The organism is Sphaerotilus mobilis (genome assembly GCF_004216565.1).
Lineage (GTDB): Bacteria > Pseudomonadota > Gammaproteobacteria > Burkholderiales > Burkholderiaceae_C > Sphaerotilus > Sphaerotilus mobilis.
This window is the reverse complement of record NZ_SGWV01000008.1, coordinates 283,200-300,297: the sequence shown is the minus strand read 5'-3', so window position 1 is coordinate 300,297 and position 17,098 is coordinate 283,200. Positions and strand designations below refer to the sequence as shown.

At 68.6% G+C, this 17,098-nt stretch carries 14 protein-coding genes; 8 read left to right on the top strand and 6 right to left on the bottom strand.

Going from position 1 to position 17,098, the window contains the following annotated elements; genetic code table 11:
• Window positions 1–10 precede the first annotated feature (10 nt).
• The 3 genes from EV685_RS06785 to thiS all read left to right on the top strand — a co-directional run bounded on the left by EV685_RS06785 (window position 11) and on the right by thiS (window position 3,614).
• On the top strand, window positions 11–1,858 hold the full coding sequence (locus tag EV685_RS06785; RefSeq protein ID WP_130481242.1) for an aldehyde ferredoxin oxidoreductase family protein: 1,848 nt from the start codon (window positions 11–13) through the stop codon (window positions 1,856–1,858).
• 135 nt (window positions 1,859–1,993) lie between these two features.
• Complete coding sequence (locus EV685_RS06780) at window positions 1,994–3,331, top strand: NAD(P)/FAD-dependent oxidoreductase (RefSeq protein ID WP_130481241.1); 1,338 nt, start codon at window positions 1,994–1,996, stop codon at window positions 3,329–3,331.
• A 28-nt stretch (window positions 3,332–3,359) separates the two neighbouring features.
• A complete protein-coding gene (thiS, locus tag EV685_RS06775) occupies window positions 3,360–3,614 on the top strand; it encodes a sulfur carrier protein ThiS (protein WP_130481240.1) in 255 nt (84 codons plus the stop codon).
• A gap of 29 nt (window positions 3,615–3,643) precedes the next feature.
• Here the strand turns inward: thiS and EV685_RS06770 are convergent, their stop codons facing one another.
• Window positions 3,644–4,681: an LLM class flavin-dependent oxidoreductase gene (locus EV685_RS06770; RefSeq protein WP_130481239.1), complete on the bottom strand. Its 1,038-nt coding sequence runs from the start codon at window positions 4,679–4,681 to the stop codon at window positions 3,644–3,646.
• Between the two features lie 20 nt (window positions 4,682–4,701).
• Window positions 4,702–6,036, bottom strand: a complete 1,335-nt coding sequence (locus EV685_RS06765; protein WP_130481238.1) for an alanine racemase — start codon at window positions 6,034–6,036, stop codon at window positions 4,702–4,704.
• A gap of 104 nt (window positions 6,037–6,140) precedes the next feature.
• On the opposite strand from EV685_RS06765, the gene EV685_RS06760 reads away from it, so the two are divergent.
• Both EV685_RS06760 and EV685_RS06755 read left to right on the top strand, forming a co-directional pair.
• The gene (locus EV685_RS06760) at window positions 6,141–6,491 is read left to right on the top strand and encodes a hypothetical protein (protein ID WP_130481237.1); all 351 of its coding nucleotides are present in this window, start codon (window positions 6,141–6,143) and stop codon (window positions 6,489–6,491) included.
• Window positions 6,492–6,500: 9 nt separating this feature from the next.
• Window positions 6,501–7,649 (top strand): substrate-binding domain-containing protein, encoded by a 1,149-nt coding sequence (locus tag EV685_RS06755; RefSeq protein ID WP_130481236.1) that lies wholly within the window; start codon window positions 6,501–6,503, stop codon window positions 7,647–7,649.
• 181 nt (window positions 7,650–7,830) lie between these two features.
• Here the strand turns inward: EV685_RS06755 and EV685_RS06750 are convergent, their stop codons facing one another.
• From EV685_RS06750 to EV685_RS06735, 4 genes are all read right to left on the bottom strand, one after another.
• Window positions 7,831–8,865, bottom strand: coding sequence for a quinoprotein relay system zinc metallohydrolase 1 (locus EV685_RS06750; RefSeq protein WP_130481235.1), 1,035 nt, complete (start codon window positions 8,863–8,865; stop codon window positions 7,831–7,833).
• Window positions 8,862–9,692 carry a quinoprotein dehydrogenase-associated SoxYZ-like carrier gene (locus EV685_RS06745; RefSeq protein ID WP_130481234.1) on the bottom strand — a complete coding sequence of 277 codons (831 nt, stop codon included), beginning with the start codon at window positions 9,690–9,692 and terminating at the stop codon, window positions 8,862–8,864. Before EV685_RS06745 ends, EV685_RS06750 begins: the two co-directional genes overlap by 4 nt.
• Before the next feature lie 14 nt (window positions 9,693–9,706).
• Window positions 9,707–11,833 carry a TonB-dependent receptor family protein gene (locus EV685_RS06740; protein ID WP_242615467.1) on the bottom strand — a complete coding sequence of 709 codons (2,127 nt, stop codon included), beginning with the start codon at window positions 11,831–11,833 and terminating at the stop codon, window positions 9,707–9,709.
• Between the two features lie 260 nt (window positions 11,834–12,093).
• Window positions 12,094–13,113, bottom strand: a complete 1,020-nt coding sequence (locus tag EV685_RS06735) for an XdhC family protein (RefSeq protein ID WP_130481232.1) — start codon at window positions 13,111–13,113, stop codon at window positions 12,094–12,096.
• Between the two features lie 223 nt (window positions 13,114–13,336).
• Here EV685_RS06735 and EV685_RS06730 point away from each other — a divergent pair, with 223 nt between their 5' ends.
• Genes EV685_RS06730 through EV685_RS06720 form a run of 3 tightly spaced genes read left to right on the top strand, consistent with a single transcriptional unit; the run spans window position 13,337 to window position 17,042 of the window.
• Window positions 13,337–13,813 carry a (2Fe-2S)-binding protein gene (locus tag EV685_RS06730; protein WP_130481231.1) on the top strand — a complete coding sequence of 159 codons (477 nt, stop codon included), beginning with the start codon at window positions 13,337–13,339 and terminating at the stop codon, window positions 13,811–13,813.
• Between the two features lie 55 nt (window positions 13,814–13,868).
• Window positions 13,869–16,226, top strand: coding sequence for a xanthine dehydrogenase family protein molybdopterin-binding subunit (locus EV685_RS06725; RefSeq protein ID WP_130481230.1), 2,358 nt, complete (start codon window positions 13,869–13,871; stop codon window positions 16,224–16,226).
• Between the two features lie 27 nt (window positions 16,227–16,253).
• Window positions 16,254–17,042, top strand: a complete 789-nt coding sequence (locus EV685_RS06720) for an FAD binding domain-containing protein (RefSeq protein ID WP_130481229.1) — start codon at window positions 16,254–16,256, stop codon at window positions 17,040–17,042.
• The last annotated feature ends 56 nt before the right edge of the window (window positions 17,043–17,098 follow it).

Genomic DNA, 17,098 nt, shown 5'->3' with positions numbered 1-17,098 from the left:
GAGCACACACATGGCATGGGCAGGAAAAATCCTTCGCGTCAACCTGAGCACCGGCACGGTGGCCTCCGAGCCGCTGAAGATGGACTGGGCCAAGCAGTACCTCGGTTCGCGCGGACTGGCATCCAAGTACCTGGTCGAGGAAGTCGACCCCAAGGTCGATCCGCTGTCGGCGGACAACAAGATCATCTGGTCGACCGGACCGTTGACGGGCACGATGGCCTCCACCGGCGGCCGCTACACGGTCGTCACCAAGGGTCCTCTGACCGGCGCCATCGCCTGTTCGAACTCGGGCGGCTATTGGGGCGCCGAGCTGAAGATGGCTGGCTGGGACATGGTCATCTTCGAAGGCCGCTCCGAGAAGCCGGTCTATCTCTACATCGCCGATGACGTGGCCGAACTGCGCGACGCCTCCGGCCTGTGGGGCAAGAGCGTCTGGGTCACTGAGGAGACCCTCAAGACCCAGCACCAGGACCCGCTGCTGCGCGTCTCCAGCATCGGCCTGGCGGGCGAGAACCAGGTCCTGTTCGCGGCCGTCGTCAACGACCTTCACCGTGCGGCAGGCCGCTCGGGTGTGGGGGCGGTGATGGGCAGCAAGAACCTCAAGGCGGTGGCCGTGCGTGGCACCAAGGGCGTGGGCAACATTGCCAACCCCAAGGAGTTCATGCGCGTCACGTTCGAGAAGAAGAAGATCCTTCACGACAACGCCGTCACCGGCCAGGGCCTGCCGACCTACGGGACGCAGGTGCTGATGAACGTGATCAACGAGATGGGTGCGCTGCCCACACGCAACCACAAGGACATCCAGTTCGAGGGCGCCAAGGACATCTCTGCCGAAGCCATGGCCACGCCCCGTGCGACCGACGGCAAGAAGCAGCTGGTGACCAACCAGGCCTGTTTTGGCTGCACCATCGCCTGCGGCCGGATCTCCAAGATCGACCAGGGTCACTTCACGGTCGAGAACAAGCCGCAGTACTGGGGCGCCTCGGGCGGTCTGGAGTACGAGGCTGCCTGGGCCCTGGGCGCCGCCAACGGCGTCAATGACCTTGAGGCGCTGCAGTACGCCAACGTGATCTGCAACGAGCAGGGCATGGACCCGATCTCGTTTGGCGCCACCATCGGCGCGGTGATGGAGCTCTATGAGATGGGCGTGCTGACGGCCGAGCAGCTGGGCATCGATGCCAAGTTCGGTTCGGCCCAGGCGCTGGCGCACTTCGTCGACATCACCGCCCGCGGCGAGGGTTTCGGCAAGGAGATCGGCCAGGGCTCACGGCGCCTGTGCGCCAAGTACGGGCATCCCGAGTTGTCGATGACGGTCAAGAGCCAGGAATTCCCGGCCTACGACTCGCGCGGCATCCAGGGCATGGGCCTGACCTATGCGACGTCCAACCGCGGCGCCTGCCACCTGCGCAGCTACACCGTGGCCTCGGAAGTGCTGGGCATTCCGGTCAAGACCGACCCGCTGACGGCCGACGGCAAGCCGGAACTGGTGATGGCCTTCCAGGACGCCACCGCCGCCTTCGACTCTGCCGGCATCTGCATCTTCACCAGCTTTGCCTGGACCCTGGCCGACGTGCAGCCGCAGGTCGCGGCGGCCTGCGGTGACGAGTTCACGCTGGAGAACCTGAACCAGATCGGCGAACGCATCTGGAACATGGAGCGCGACTTCAACAACCGCGCCGGCTTCACCAGCAAGGACGACACGTTGCCCCCGCGTCTGCTCAACGAGCCGGCCAAGACGGGCCCGGCCAAGGGACTGGTCAACAAGCTGCCCGAGATGCTGCCCAAGTACTACGAGATCCGCGGCTGGGACCACGACGGCCAGCTCAAGCCCGAGACGCGCTCGCGTCTGGGTCTCTGAGCCGGCAACGGCGGACGGTTCGGGGCTTGCCCGAACTGCCCGTCGGCCCTGTGCAAGTCCAGGCGGTCTCGGACCGCCTTTTTTGTTGTTCCGCCACGCTCTCCACCGTGTGAGCCACCAACCATCGCCACCACCATGAACCACGTGATCCTGGGTGCCGGACCGGCCGGCATCATTGCCGCCGAGACGCTCCGCAAGCATGCGCCGCACGACCAGGTGGTCGTCATCGGCGACGAGCCGGAAGCGCCGTACTCGCGCATGGCCATTCCCTATCTGCTGATCGGCAAGGTCGGCGAAGACGGTACCCACCTGCGACATGGCGCAGACCACTACGCCAAGCTGGGCATCACGCTCAAGCGTGGCCGTGCCGTCAAGGTCGATGTGCAGGCCCGCACTGTCGAGTTGCAGGACGGCAGCAGCGTGGCTTGGGACCGGCTGTTGATCACCACCGGCTCATCGCCCGCGACACCGCCGATACCGGGCATCGAGGGCCCTGGCGTGCACCCGTGCTGGACGCTGGAAAACGCGCGCGAGATCATGAAGCTGGCACAGCCCGGTGCCCGCGTTCTGCAACTCGGTGCCGGTTTCATCGGCTGCATCATCATGGAAGCCTTGGCCATGCGTGGCGTGCAGCTGACGGTGGTCGAGATGGGTGACCGCATGGTGCCCCGCATGATGGGGCCGACCGCCGGCACGATGATCAAGCAATGGGTCCAAGACAAGGGCGTCAAGGTCCACACCGGCGCGCGTGCCGAAGCCATCGAACGGGACACCGAGCCCGGCCTGCTGGGCAAGGTTGCCAAGGCCATCGGCCTGGGCGCTCCATCGCCGTCCGCGCCGATGCGCGTGCGTCTGTCGACCGGCGAGAAGATCGACGCCGACCTGGTCATCAGCGCCACCGGCGTGCGGCCCAACATCGGTTTTCTCGAGAACTCGGGCATCACCTGCCTCGTCGGTGTGCTGACCGACGAGCACATGCAGACCAATGTGCCCGGTGTCTACGCGGCGGGCGACTGCGCTGAGGCCTACGACAAGGTCAGCGGCACGACCATCGTCAGCGCCATCCAACCCAATGCGGCCGAGCAAGCCCGAGTGGCTGCGCTCAACATGGCCAGCCACATCGGTCAGCCTTCAGCGGAGCTCAAGGGCGTCACCCAGATCAACGTGCTGGACACGCTGGGCATGATCTCGGCGAGCTTCGGCAAATGGGACGGCGTGCCCGGCGGCGAACACGTCGAGCTGACCGATGCGGCCAACGGCCGTCACCTGAGCTTGCAGTTCAGCGGTGACACGCTGGTGGGCTGCAACGCCATCGGCTGGATCCAGCATGTCGGCGTGATGCGTGGTCTGGTCGAGGGCCAGGTCAAGCTGGGCGAATGGAAGCAACACCTGATGGATGACCCGACGCAGCTGATGGCCGCCTACCTCGCCTGCGCGCAGGGTCAGTCCGCGCGTGCCCATGTCCGTGGCTGACGTTGCCGACGTGCGGCAGCATCGCACCATGCGCATCACCTTCAAGCTCTACGCCACGCTCGGCGACTACCTGCCCAGTGAGGGCCGCGTCGGCAATGTCGTCCACTTGGACGTGCCCGACACCACGACGGTCGTCGACCTGGTTGAGCAGCACCGCCTGCCGCCCAGGCTGGTGCACCTGGTGTTGATCAACGGTGTCTTCATCCCGCCGGCAGAACGCGCCACCCGCGTGTTGCTGCCCGACGATGTGCTGGCGATCTGGCCGCCGGTGGCGGGCGGCTGAGGCCGCACTTCCCCTCAGGTCATCGCCGCTCAGGCCGTCCACGGCGTCTTCGACCCTCGCGGCGCGCAAGCCGCCGCGAGGGTGTACGAGTGCAGCCGCGCCGCATGGTCGTGCATCGCACCAGCGACGATCAGCTCGTCGGCGCCGGTGCGGTCAGCCAGGGCCTGCAGGCCGGCGCGAACGGTGTCGGGTCCACCCACCACCGACACCGCCAGCATGCGCTCGACTTGGGCGCGTTCGGCCGGGTTCCAGCGTGCGTCCATGTCCTCGACCGGCGGTGGCAAGGGCCCGCGCCGGCCGCGCACCATGCCCAGGAAACGCTGCTGGATGGATGTGAACTGGAAGGCCGCCGAGGCGTCGTCGTCGGCCGCAACCACGTTGACCGCGACCATCGCGTGCGAGGTCGGATGCGCCTCGCTCGGTCGATACGTGCTGCGATAGACCTGCAGGGCCTGCATCAGCTGATCGGGCGCGAAGTGCGAGGCGAACGCGAAGGGCATGCCCAGATACGCGGCCAGCTGGGCGCTGTACAGGCTGGAGCCGAGCAACCAGATCGGCACCTGCGTGCCGATGCCGGGGATGGCACGCACGGCCTCGGGCGGGCGGTTTTCGTCGGGCCGGTCGAGGTAGCCCTGCAGCTCCAACACGTCCTGCGGAAAGCTCTCTTCGTCGCCGCCCTGCAGCGTGCGGCGCAGGGCGCGGGCGGTGGCGCGGTCGGTGCCCGGCGCGCGACCCAGGCCCAGGTCGATGCGACCGGGGTAGAGCGTGGCCAGCGTGCCGAACTGTTCGGCGATCACCAGCGGCGCATGGTTGGGCAACATCACGCCGCCCGAGCCAACCCGGATCGACGTGGTGCCACCGGCGATGTGGCCGACCAGCACGGCGGTGGCCGAGCAGGCCAGGCCGTCCATGTTGTGATGCTCGGCCAGCCAGTAGCGGCGGTAGCCGATCGATTCGGCATGGCGCGCCAGTTCGAGGCTGTGGCGCAAGGCATCGGCGGGGCCTTCGCCTTCGGCGATCGGGGCGAGGTCCAGGACGGACAGCGAGACGGTGGGCGTTGAACTCATCCGGTCATGATGCCGCGCGATCAGAAACCCGTCGTGATCGCGTCCACGATGCGCCCGTCGCCATCGGCCACCGGCATCCAGCGCCACTTGTCGAAGGTCGTGCAAGGGTGCGAGATGCCCAGCCCGATGCGGTCGCCGATGCGCGGCGCCAGCGCCGGGTCGGCATCGTGCAGACGCAGGTGCGCATGTTGGTCGTTCAGGGCCACGACCTGCCAGGCTGCCGGCGTGGCAACGGCCACGCGCTCGCCGCGTCGGCACATCTGCTTCGGAACCGGCAGGCCCATGTCGAAGGACAGGTCGCGCTTGCCCGCGTCCAGGATCACCAGGCCCGGCTCCGGCGTGGCCTGCACCACCGCCCAGACCGTCAGCGCGGCGCGCAGGCCGTCTGCCTCGCTGCAGCCCAGCCGCCGGTTGGCGTGGCGCACCAGGCGCTGGTAGTGGCCGTCGTCGTGGGTGACGTAGCAGCCCGAGCGCAGCAGGCCGAGAACAGGCCGTTGCAGCGCCTCGTCGCCCGTGGGCCCGCGCAGGGCCGGCGCGATCAGGTCGAACAGGGCCGAGCCTCCGGCCGTCAGGATGACCTCGTCGGCCTCGAACAAGCCCTCGGCCTCGCAGGCCCGCGCCAGCGCGTGGGTGTCGCGCACCAGACCGTCCACCAGTGGCCTGTCCTTGCTGTCGTCGCCACTGCCCCAGAGTCCCTCGTAGGTGCTGATGCCGACCAGCCGCACGGCAGGGCTGGCCCGCACCCGTCGCGCCAGTTCGAGCGCCTCGGCCACGGTGCGGCAGCCGGTGCGACCACCGGCCAGGCCGACCTCCAGCAACACCTCGAAAGGCCGAGCGGCTTGCGGCGCGCCGACAGCCGCAATCGCCTTAACTGCCTCGACGATCTCGACCTGCTCGACCGCATCGACCAGAAAGGGCGCACGTAGCCCCGGATGCCGTGTCAGCAAGCCCGCCAGTTGGCGCAACTCGGCCGGCTGCACGACCTGGTTGGCGATCAGCACGCGTTGGCCGCCCGAGGCGATCACCGCGTCGATCTGGCGCACCTGCGACACCGTGATGCCCCAGGCGCCCGCCGCCAGCTGGGCCGCGAACAGCTGCGGCGACAGCGTCGTCTTGCCATGCGGCGCCAGGCCCAGGCCTTCGCGCCGGACGAGGGTCTGCAACCAGCCGGTGTTGTGCGCCAGCGCGGCCCGGTCCAGCACCGCCAGCGGCATGGGCAAGTCGTCGCCCAGCACATGCCAGCCCTGATCGCCGACCTGCGAGACGCGCAAGGGCTGGGCATCTGGCGGGTAGCCCTTGAAGCTGGCATCGATCAGCGGATCGAAGGCGATGCGGGGCAGGGCGGTCGTGTTCATCGGCACATCCGGGCGTCGTTCGTCATGGGGCCAGCAGCATAGACGCAGGCTGGCGTTGCCCTGGCGACAGTCTTGAACATCGCTCAGGACGAATAATCGAGGCCATGACGAATGCCAACACGGCGGCTGCCACCGCCACGACAAGCACCGAGACGCCCGCCACCTTCAGCCGTGAGCAGGGTTGTTCGGAAGCCGAATGGCAGGGCTGGTTGCCCGGTGCGGTCGGCCCGCACCCTTGGCGATCGCTGGGCCCGGGTCGGGCCGAGGTCCAGCTTGACGCCAGCCAGCCCGGCGCCCGCCTGCTGCTGGACTGGGAGACCCTGCCGCCGCGCCAGATCGCGCTGCTGCGCATGCCGCGCTTGGCGGTGCGGTTCACCTTCGAAGCCTGCAACGCCCAGGACCGCGCCCGCTTCATGGACTACTTCGACCTCTACACCCGCCGCGGCGGCGGTTGATCGACCACGATGAAGAGCCTCGGCGTCCACCTTCAGTACAGCTTCGACCCCAGTGCCCAACAAGGCGCGCAGGTCCGCAACCCCTTGTTCGACCTGCTCTGGGCCGTGCGCGAGAACGGCTCGATCCAGCATGCCGCCAAGGCGCTGGGCCTGTCCTACCGCCACGTCTGGGGCTCGCTCAAGCAGTGGCAGGAGGTGCTCGGCGAACCGCTCGTCAGCTGGTCCCAGGGCCAGCCGGCGCGGCTCACGCCGTTTGCCGAACGCCTGGTGTGGGCCGAGACCCGGGCCCGCACCCGTCTGACGCCGCACATCGAGGCGCTGAGGGTCGAGCTCGAACGCGCCCTGGCCGAAGCCCGCGATGGTGATCAGCATGTGCTGACGATCTACGCCAGCCACGACCTGGCCCTGCCCGCACTGCGCGAACTGGCCTCGCGCCAGCAGCGTCTGCACGTCGAACTGCGCTTCGCCGGCAGCGTCGACGCCCTGCGTGCGCTGGCTGAAGGGCGGTGCCGGATCGCCGGTTTCCACGTCCCGCCTTTGCCCGATTCGCCCAAGCTGTTCGCCCAGGCCCTCAAGCCCCTGCTCAAGCCCGGTCAGCACAAGCTCATCGGCTTCAGCCGTCGCGCACAGGGCCTGATGGTCGCCCCCGGCAACCCGCTGTCGCTGCGCACGCTCGCCGACGTTGTGCGCACCGGCGCCCGCTTTGTCCAGCGCCAGACCGGCTCTGGCACCCGCTTGCTGACCGACCACCTGCTGCAGGACGCCGGTCTTCCGGCAGACGCGCTCAACCGCCATGAACTGGCCGCCGAGGACAGCCACATTGCCGTCGCCGCCGCCATCGCCAGCGGTCTGGGGGACGTCGGCATGGGCATCCAGGCCGCCGCTCAGTCCTTCGGGCTGGCCTTCGTACCCATGGCGAACGAGGACTACTTCCTCGTCGGCCTGAAGGACGCCCTCGATCACCCGGCCGTCCTCAAGCTGCGCGCCGTGCTCGGCAGTACCGATTGGCAACAGACCCTGGCGGCGGTCCCCGGCTATGAACCTCCCGCCATCGGCGCCGCCGGCGAGGTGCTGTCCCTGACCAAGGCCCTGCCGTGGTGGCATTTCAAGCAGGCGAAGGCGTCGGTGGCACCCTTGGGCTTGTTGCCGACGGGATGAGGCAGCGCTCGCTGGCGGGGCTCAGGTCGCCAGCATGTGTTCAAGCTCACAGGCTTTTCACAGCTGCCCCAACCACTCGGCAGGCACACGCACTTTGCGGCGGCCGACTTGCATGGCTTCGGTCAAGACCTGGGTGATTCTGGCCAGGATGTTCTTCAGGTCCAAGACCCTCGGATACCAGCTACCGAGTCTCGCCCCTCAACACCGCATCCTCCACCCTCGGAAACAGATGCACCACGTTGCGCAGGTACTCGGTTTCCACGGCGGCCCAAGACTTGTAGGGGGTGGGTACGGGGAGCTTCAGGACCTCGGCGAGTTCGAGGCCGTTGCCAGCGGCGGTGCGCAGGCGCTGGTCGAGCCAGCGCAGGTAGTCGCGGGTCTGGAACAGGGCGAAGGTGTCGCTGCGCACAGGGCCGTGGCTGGGCACGATGACGCGGGCGTCGGCGGCTTTCAGCGTCGTGGCCAGGGTCGTGAGGCTGGCCAGCCAGGTGTCGATGCGGGCGTGCGGGGTCGTCGGGATGCGCTCGGCGAAGGCCAGGCCGCCAACGAAGGCGACGCCGCTGCGGCGGTCGATCAGGACCAGGTCGGAATCGGTGTGGCCCTGCAGCACCTGCAGCAGCAACTCGCGCCCACCGATGCGCAGCACGCCGGCATCGGCGGCTGCGTCCAGCGTGCTGGCCGGGCCGGCGGCCGGCAACAGGGCCTGCGTGGCCTTCATCCAGTCGCCGCAGAGGCGGTAGAGGTTGGTTTCGTAGGCGCCAGCCTCGCGCGCCATGCCGGCGCGGGTGGCCTCGGTGGCGCGGCGCGGCACGTCCGCGTAGGCCTGGTTGCCGAGGAAGTAGTCGGGGTGCAGGTTCAGGTGGATGACCTGGGCGACCGCCTTGCCGGTGGTGCGCTCGATCAGGGCCCGCTGCTGCTCGCCATAGAGCCGGCTGGGGCCGGTGTTGACGACGACCACGCCGGCATCGGTCTCGATGAAGCCGGTGTTGATGATGTTGCAGCCATTGGCCGGGCTGAAGTCGGCGTTGGCGCCTTCGATGACGTAAACGCCATCGGCCAGCCGGCGGGCCCGCAGGCCGTAGTCCAGGCGCGAGATGTCCACTTGCGAGGCCTGCAGGGCCTGCGGGATCTGCGTCTGGGCGAGCGCGATGGCGGCGGGCCCGGCCAGAGCGGCCGCGAGCCCGGCCGCGGACAGGAGCGTGGCGATGGGCCTCATTCGATCCTGCTGTCGATGCGGTTGCCGTTGTTGTCCACGCCCACCAGCCGCAGCGGGCCGGCGGGGCGGACCGGGAAGTCGAAGGAGAAGACGGGGTTCTCGCTGACCGGCTCAAAGGGTTGCAGGCGCAGCAGTTCCCGGTCAGCGCCGTCGCGCAGCGTGAGCTTGCTCAGGTAGAAGGCCGGCACGCCGGCCACCAGGCCGGTGTCCATCGGGTGCATGACCCGCACGCGGATGCGCGAGCCGGCGTCCAGCGCGATGGTGTCCGCCGCACCGGAGGCCGATCCTGCCGCCTCGCTGCGCTCGAACACCCGCGAACTGACGGTGCCCAGCGTGCGCGACCAGCTGCCGTCCTTGCGGGTGGCGCCCGAGACGGTGCAGCCGCCGCCGGACGAGTCGACCCAGGTGCCGCCGACATGCCAGCGCCCGTCGGCGGTGCGCACCGCTGCCCGCACGGGGCTGGCCTGTTCGAGCTTGAAGCGGAAGGACACGCGGGGCAGGGCGGCCAGCGGCTGGTACTCCAGCACCTTGCGGATGGGGTTGCGGTCGACCAGGATGACGATGCGCTCGATGCCGGTCAGCCCGTCGACGCTGACCGACACCGGCACGTTCATCGGGTCCTCGGCAAACGCCGGTCCGCTGACCTGCACCCGCGCGTCCCAGACCACCTCGCCCGCGCCGAGAAACTCGCGGCGCATGTCGGACCAGGGGTGGGACTGGTAGGGATCGCCCTCGAAGGCATCGGCCGCGAGGGCCGGTGCCGTGGCCAACAGGCAGAGGGCGCCGGCGAGCCACCGGCGGCGGGCGAGGGGCAGCGGGTGGGTCATGCGGATTCAGGCGATCAGAACTTGCGCTGGTAGCGCAGGGAGACCAGGGCGCTGCGGCCGGGGGCGGGCTCGTAGTAGCGGCCGTTCAGGTCGTTGACGATGACGCTGCCGGCATAGCGGCGATCACCCAGGTTGTCGACGCGGGCCAGCAGTTCGACCGCCCCGTTTGCATCCAGGGCGAAGCGCTGGCGGTAGCGCACGTTGGCGATGCCATAACCCGCCGCGTAGGCCGTGTTGAGGTCATTGGCTGCCGTGTTGCCCGCTGCGCGCCATTCAAGCGCCGTCTCGGCATCGCTGGCCCATGGCGCCTTCCAGGCCAGTTCGGCGTAGATCGATTGCTGTTGGGTGCCCGCGATCCGGTTGCCGGCCGGCACGACGTCGGTGCCGGTGGTGGCGTTGCAAGGGATGGCGGTGCAGGTGACGAAGTTGTCGAGGTAGGTGGCGTCCAGCACGCTCACGGCCAACATGGAACGCAGCGCTGGCGTGATGCGCCATGCGCCCGAGAGTTCGGCACCGCTGCGTTCGGTCCGGCCGACGTTCTGGAACGAGGATCTGCCGCCCTGGTTGAACGACACGCCGATCTCGTTCGCGGTGCGGATCGCAAACACGGTCGCATCCAGGGCCAGCGGACCGGCTCGCCATTTGGCACCCAGCTCCAGCTGGCGGCTGCTTTGCGCCTGCAGCGTCGTGTTGAAGCCATTGAGCGTGTTGTTGGGCGGATAGGCCAGCTCGCCCAGGGTCGGGGTCTCGTAGCCACGACCGGCGCTGGCGTGCAGCGTCATGGTGTCGCTGGTCTTCCAGCGCAGGCCGATGACCGGGTTGACGTAGCTGAAGCTGCGCTCGCCGGAATCGTCGCCATTGCTCAGGTAGGCGTCGTCGACGCTCATCGTCACCTTGCCGCCGCGCAGGCCGCCGCTGAGCTGCCAGTCATTGGACAGGTCCCAGGCGGACTGCGCATAGGCCTCGCGGGACTGCGCCTTGTTGACCTCGTTGCGTCGTGGGTTGCTCAACACGCCCACCACCTGGTTGGGTGCGGTGCCGGTGAAGTTCTCGAAGCCGCGGCGGTCGTCGGACTGTTGCTCCAGGTTGATGCCGGTGATCAGGTCCACCTGATCCCAGCGCCAGTCGAGCCTGCCGTCGATGCCGCTGTAGCTGCGATCGAAGTCGATCACGCCGCCACCGTGGCGCGGATTGGCCTGGGTGCCCGGGGTGATGGCGAGGAACTGCACGACGGCCCGTTGTCCCGCATAGGCGCTGAGCTGGCTGCCCGCCAGCGCACCGGCATCGTCGAATCGGTGTTGCCAGCTGGTGCCGAGCTGGTCCTGCTCGATGGTCTTGCGCGTGTTGTAGAGGATCGCGTTGGCGGTGGTGGAGTCGGGGTCGGTGTTGAACTGGGCCGCGTCGAGCCCGAGCGGGTCGCTGGCCCGCTGGCGCTGGTGGCTGAAGGTGGCGACGACCTTGTCGGTCGCGTTCTTCCAGCCCAGTCGCACGGTCGCCAGCTGGCGATCGGCATCGCTCTGGGGCCGGAAGCCGTCGATCTGGAAATCGGACACGTTGGCCGAGAGGTCGAAACCGTCGCCGAAAGGAGTCGCCACGCTGGCGCGCAGCTGTCGCAGACCGGCGCTGCCCGCGTCGGCGGCGACTTCCATGTTCGGCTCGCGCACCGGCTTGCTGAAGACGGCGATCACACCGCCCGATGAGCTGCCATAGATCGATGAGAACGGCCCACGCAGCACCTCCACCCGATCCGCGCCGGCGAGGTCGAAGTGGGCGACCTGACCTTGCCCGTCGGGCATCGTGGCGGGGATGCCGTCCGCATACAGCCGCATGCCACGCACGCCGAAGCCGGCGCGTGCGCCGAAGCCGCGGGAGCTGATCTGCAGGTCCTGGGCGTAGTTGTTGCGGTTGGCGACGACCAGGCCGGGCACCGACTGCAGGGCCTCCGAGAGGTTGACCATCGGGCCGGCGGCGCGCAGCGCCTCGCTGCCGACGGCATTGATCGCGTAGGGCGTGTCGACCAGCTTCTGCTCACGGGTCGAGCCGGTGATGACGACCGGTTCGAGGCGGTCGGCCTCCTGAGCCCCGGCAAGGCCGAGGTTGCTGGCGGCCAGCAGGCCCAGCGCGGCGCGCACGGCCAGCACGGAGAGACGGGGAGGGGTGGTGGGAAGAACGAACGAGGAAGCGAGCAGGGCGGACATCTTGGGCGTGGGTGTATGAGGGTCGTGGCACGGACCCTTGCGAGCCCTGGCATGTTCACCAGCGCGGGGCTGACATGCCAGTTCGCATTAACCCGCTCGGAGGGGGTCGCCGATGCGACAAGCCGACGGGGTTCAGCGGCAGGGGGTGTGGGTGTTGGAGCAGCTCGATTGCTCCAGCACGAGACACTTGCCCACCCGCTGCCTCAGACCACGCAGCCGGCCTCCGCGCCGTTCACCGTGCCACCGACCGAACCTTCGACCGCCACCGGCTCCGGGATCCGGTAGCCGTAACGCACGCCGGTCACCTCGGCCAGGATCGCCACCGCGATTTCTGGCGGTGTGCGGGCACCGTTCTTGATGCCGACTGGGCCGTGCAGGCGGGCGAGTTCGGCCTCGGTCAGGCCGAAGTGCTCCATCAGCCGCGACTTGCGCTTGGCCTGGTTCAGGCGCGAGCCGATCGCCCCCACATAGAAACAGGGCGAACGCAGCGCTTCCATCAGTGCCAGGTCATCGAGCTTGGGGTCGTGGGTCAGGGCGATGACGGCGCAGTGCGCATCCAGCGACAGGGCCACCAGCGCGTCGTCGGGCATGTCGCGCACGAGTTGGCAGCCGGGCACCTCGAAGCCGTCGGCGTATTCGGGGCGCGGGTCGACGATGAAGACTTGGTAGTCCAGCGCGCGGCCCATCTCGGCGAGGAACTGGGTCATCTGGCCCGCGCCGATGACGATCAGACGCCAGCCCGGGCCGTGGGTGCTGACAAGCGTCTGGCCGTCGAAGCTCAGGGTGTCGCCCGCCTGTGCCTCGGTCAGCGTGACGGCGCCGGTGAGGAAGTCGAGCGTGCGGCGCACCCGGCGTCCGCTGGCCAACCGTTCAAGCAGTCCCTCGATCTGGCTGTGCGGAAAGACCGGTTCGAGCACCAGCTCGATCGTGCCGCCGCATGGCAGGCCAAAGCGCGCGGCCTCGTCGCCGGAGACGCCATAGCGCACGGTGCGGGGGGTGTCGGCCAGCAAAGCGCCTTCACGGACGCGCGCGATCAGGTCGTCCTCGATGCAGCCGCCGGAGACCGAGCCGGCGATCTGGCCGTCGTCGCGCACGGCGACCACCGAGCCGATCGGCCGGGGTGCCGAGCCCCAGGTGCGGATGATGGTGCCGAGCACCACGCGGTGGCCGGCCGCTCGCCAGTTCTGCACCTGGCGAAGGATCTGGAGATCGATGTTGTCCATGGGGTTGAACCTTACTGCGGCGACATCCTGACGCCGATGCCTCTTCTACCCCTATGAAGACTTTTGCCGATCAAGACTCATGCAAAGTTGTTCATAGGGAATCGCGACAGGCAGTATCGACGGGCCGTGCTGCATAGGATGCGCCTCGAGTTGACGGCCGGCAGCGGGTGACGCCACGCACCCGAGCGGGTCCGACGACCATCAGACCCACGAGGAGACCCCCATGTCGACACAGACGATCACCCTTCAGGTCAACGGCCGCGACGTCACGCGCGCCGTCGAGCCGCAGACCCTGCTGGTCCAGTTCATCCGCGAGACGCTGCAGCTGACCGGCACGCACGTCGGCTGCGACACCTCGCAGTGCGGTGCGTGCACAGTGCACGTCGATGGCCGTGCGATGAAGAGCTGCGCGATGCTGGCCGTGCAAGCCGCCGGCACGAAGGTCACCACCATCGAGGGCCTGGCGGCCGCCGATGGCACGCTGCACCCGATGCAGGCCGCTTTCAACCAGTGCCACGGCCTGCAGTGCGGCTTCTGCACTCCCGGCATGGTGATGAGCGCGGTCGACCTGGTCCAGCACCACGGTTGCCAGAGCGATGCCCAGGTGCGTGAAGCCCTGGAAGGCAACCTCTGCCGCTGCACCGGCTACCAGAACATCGTCAAGGCGGTGTTCGTGGGTGCCGAGGCGATGAAGGCCTGACCCCGGCCTGATCCGCCACGGAACACTCCCTACGACACCCACCGGAGCACATTGCATGAACGCACGTCAAGGATTCATCGGTCAGTCGGTCGTCCGTCGCGAGGACGGTCGCTTCCTGACCGGTCGCGGTCAGTACACCGACGACATCACGCTGCCTGGCCAGACCTATGGCTATTTCCTGCGCTCGCCCTATGCGCACGCCCGCCTGCTGAAGGTTGACACCGCTGCCGCCGCCGCCGCCCCGGGCGTCGTGGGCGTGTTCACCGGCGAACACTTCAAGGCCGTTGGCGGTCTGCCCTGCGGCTGGCTGATCAACAACATCGACGGCACGCCGATGAAGGAGCCTAAGCACCCGGTGCTGGCCGACGGCAAGGTGCGCTATGTGGGCGACCGCGTCGCGCTGGTCGTTGCCGAGACGCTGGACCAGGCCAAGGCCGCCGCCGAGCTGATCGAGGTCGACTACGAGGAACTGACCCCCGTCATCACCCCCGCCAAGGCGCTGACCGCCCCGGCTTCGGTGCATGCCGAAGCGCCCAACAACCAGTGCTACCTCTGGGGCATCGGCGACAAGGACGGCGTGGCCGAGGCGTTCAAGACCGCCGCCCACATCACCACGCTGAAGTTCAAGAACAACCGCCTGGCGCCCAACCCGATGGAGCCGCGTGCGGCCAATGCGTCGTACAGCCGCGCCGACGACAACTACACGCTCTACGTCAGCAACCAGAACCCGCACGTCGAGCGCTTGCTGATGTGCGCCTTCGTGCTGGGCATCCCCGAGCACAAGATGCGCGTGGTGGCCCCGGATGTTGGCGGCGGCTTCGGCGCCAAGATCTACCTGTACGGCGAAGAGACCGCGCTGGTCTGGGCCTCCAAGCAGGTCAACCGCCCGATCAAGTGGACCTGCGAACGTGGCGAGGCCTTCCTGTCGGACGCCCACGGCCGTGATCACGACTCGTTGGCCGAACTGGCGCTGGACAAGGACGGCAACTTCCTGGCGCTGCGGGCCACGACGACGGCCAACCTGGGCGCCTACCTGTCGACCTTCTCGACCTGCATCCCGACCATCCTGCACGCCACGCTGCTGGCCGGCCAGTACAAGACGCCCAAGATCTACGCCGAGATCAACGCGGTGTTCACCAACACCTCGCCGGTCGACGCCTACCGCGGCGCCGGTCGTCCGGAAGCGACCTATCTGCTCGAACGCATCGTCGAGACGGCCGCCAAGGAAATGGGCATCGCCCCGGCCGAGCTGCGTCGTCGCAACTTCATCACCCAGTTCCCATACGCCTCGCCGGTCGGCCTGACGTATGACACCGGTGACTTCTTCGCGACCCTCCAGCGCGCCGAGGAACTGGCCGATGTGGCGGGCTTCGCCGCCCGCCGTGCCGAGTCGGAAGCCAAGGGCCTCAAGCGTGGCCTGGGTCACAGCTGCTACATCGAGGCCTGCGGCATCGCACCGTCGGCCGTCGCTGGCGCACTCGGTGCCCGCGCCGGCCTGTTCGAGGCGGGCGAGGTCCGTGTCCACCCGACCGGCAAGGTCACGGTGTTTACCGGCTCGCACAGCCACGGCCAGGGCCACGAGACGACCTTCGCGCAGGTCGTGGCCGAGAAGCTCGGCATCCCGATGGAAGACATCGACATCGTGCACGGCGACACCAGCAAGGTGCTGTTTGGCATGGGCACCTACGGCTCGCGTTCGCTGGCCGTGGGCGGCACCGCCATCGTCAAGGCGCTGGACAAGGTGATCGCCAAGGGCAAGAAGATCGCCGCCCACCTGATGGAAGCGGCCGACACCGACGTGGTCTTCGAGAACGGCAACTTCAAGGTCGCCGGCACCGACAAGTCCATCCCGTTTGCGCAGGTCTCGTTGACGGCCTACGTGCCGCACAACTTCCCTCACGACAAGCTGGAGCCGGGCCTGAACGAGAACGCGTTCTACGACCCGAGCAACTTCACCTACCCGGCTGGCGCCTACATCTGCGAGGTCGAGATCGACCCCGCGACCGGCACCACCCGCATCGACCGCTTCACGGCGGTGGATGACTTCGGCAACGTCGTCAACCCGATGATCGTCGAGGGTCAGGTGCACGGCGGCATCGCCCAGGGCGTGGGCCAGGCACTGCTCGAACACGCGATCTACGACGAGGAAACCGGCCAGCTGCTGACCGGCAGCTACATGGACTACGCCATGCCGCGCGCCGACGACCTGCCCAACCTGACGGTCGAGACCGCCAAGGGCACGCCCTGCACGCACAACCCGCTGGGCGTGAAGGGCTGCGGCGAAGCCGGTGCCATCGGCACGCCGCCGGCGGTCATCAACGCGGTCTGCGACGCCATCGGCGTCAAGGACATGGTCATGCCCGCCACGCCGTTCGCGGTCTGGCAGGCCGTGAACGGCAAGGCTTCGGCCTGATCCCGCGGACGACAAGGAGAACCATCCATGCAAGCTTTTGCGTACCACACCCCGTCCTCCGTGGCCGACGCCGCCAGCGCGGCCGCCGGCGATGACGTCAAGATCGTGGCCGGCGGCCAGTCGCTGCTGGCCTCGATGAAGCTCGGCCTGGCGGCGCCCTCGGCGCTGGTCGACCTGGGCGCCATCTCGGGCCTGAAGGGCATCAGCGTCGCCAACGGCACGGTCACCATCGGTGCCATGACCACCCACGCCACGGTCGCCGCTTCGGCCGAGGTCCAGAAGGCGATCCCCGCGCTGGCCGATCTGGCCAGCCGGATCGGCGATCGCCAGGTCCGCAACCGCGGCACCATCGGTGGCAGCCTGGCCAACAACGACCCGGCCGCCTGCTATCCGGCTGCGGTGCTGGGCCTGGGTGCGACGGTCAACACCGACCGACGCAGCATCGCCGCCGATGACTTCTTCGTCGGCCTGTACGAGACGGCACTGCAGCCCGGCGAGGTCATCACCTCGGTGAGCTTCCCGATCCCGGCCAAGGCCGCGTGGCAGAAGTTCAAGCAGCCGGCCTCGCGCTTCTCGATCGTCGGCGTGTTCGTCAGCCAGGGCCCGCAAGGCACCCGGGTGGCGGTCACCGGCGCCGGTGCCTGCGTGCACCGCGCCAGCACGATCGAGGCGGCGCTGGCCGGCAGCTGGTCGGCAGCGGCTGCTGCGGCGGTCAGCGTGTCGGCCGACGGCCTGAACAGCGACCTGCACGGCTCGGCGGCCTACCGCGCCGCGCTGATCCCGGTGCTGGCCTCGCGCGCCGTCGCAGCGGCCTGAGCCCGGAGCGACGATGAGTGACCCCGTGGTGAACCCGGTGCTCGGTCTGAACGGTG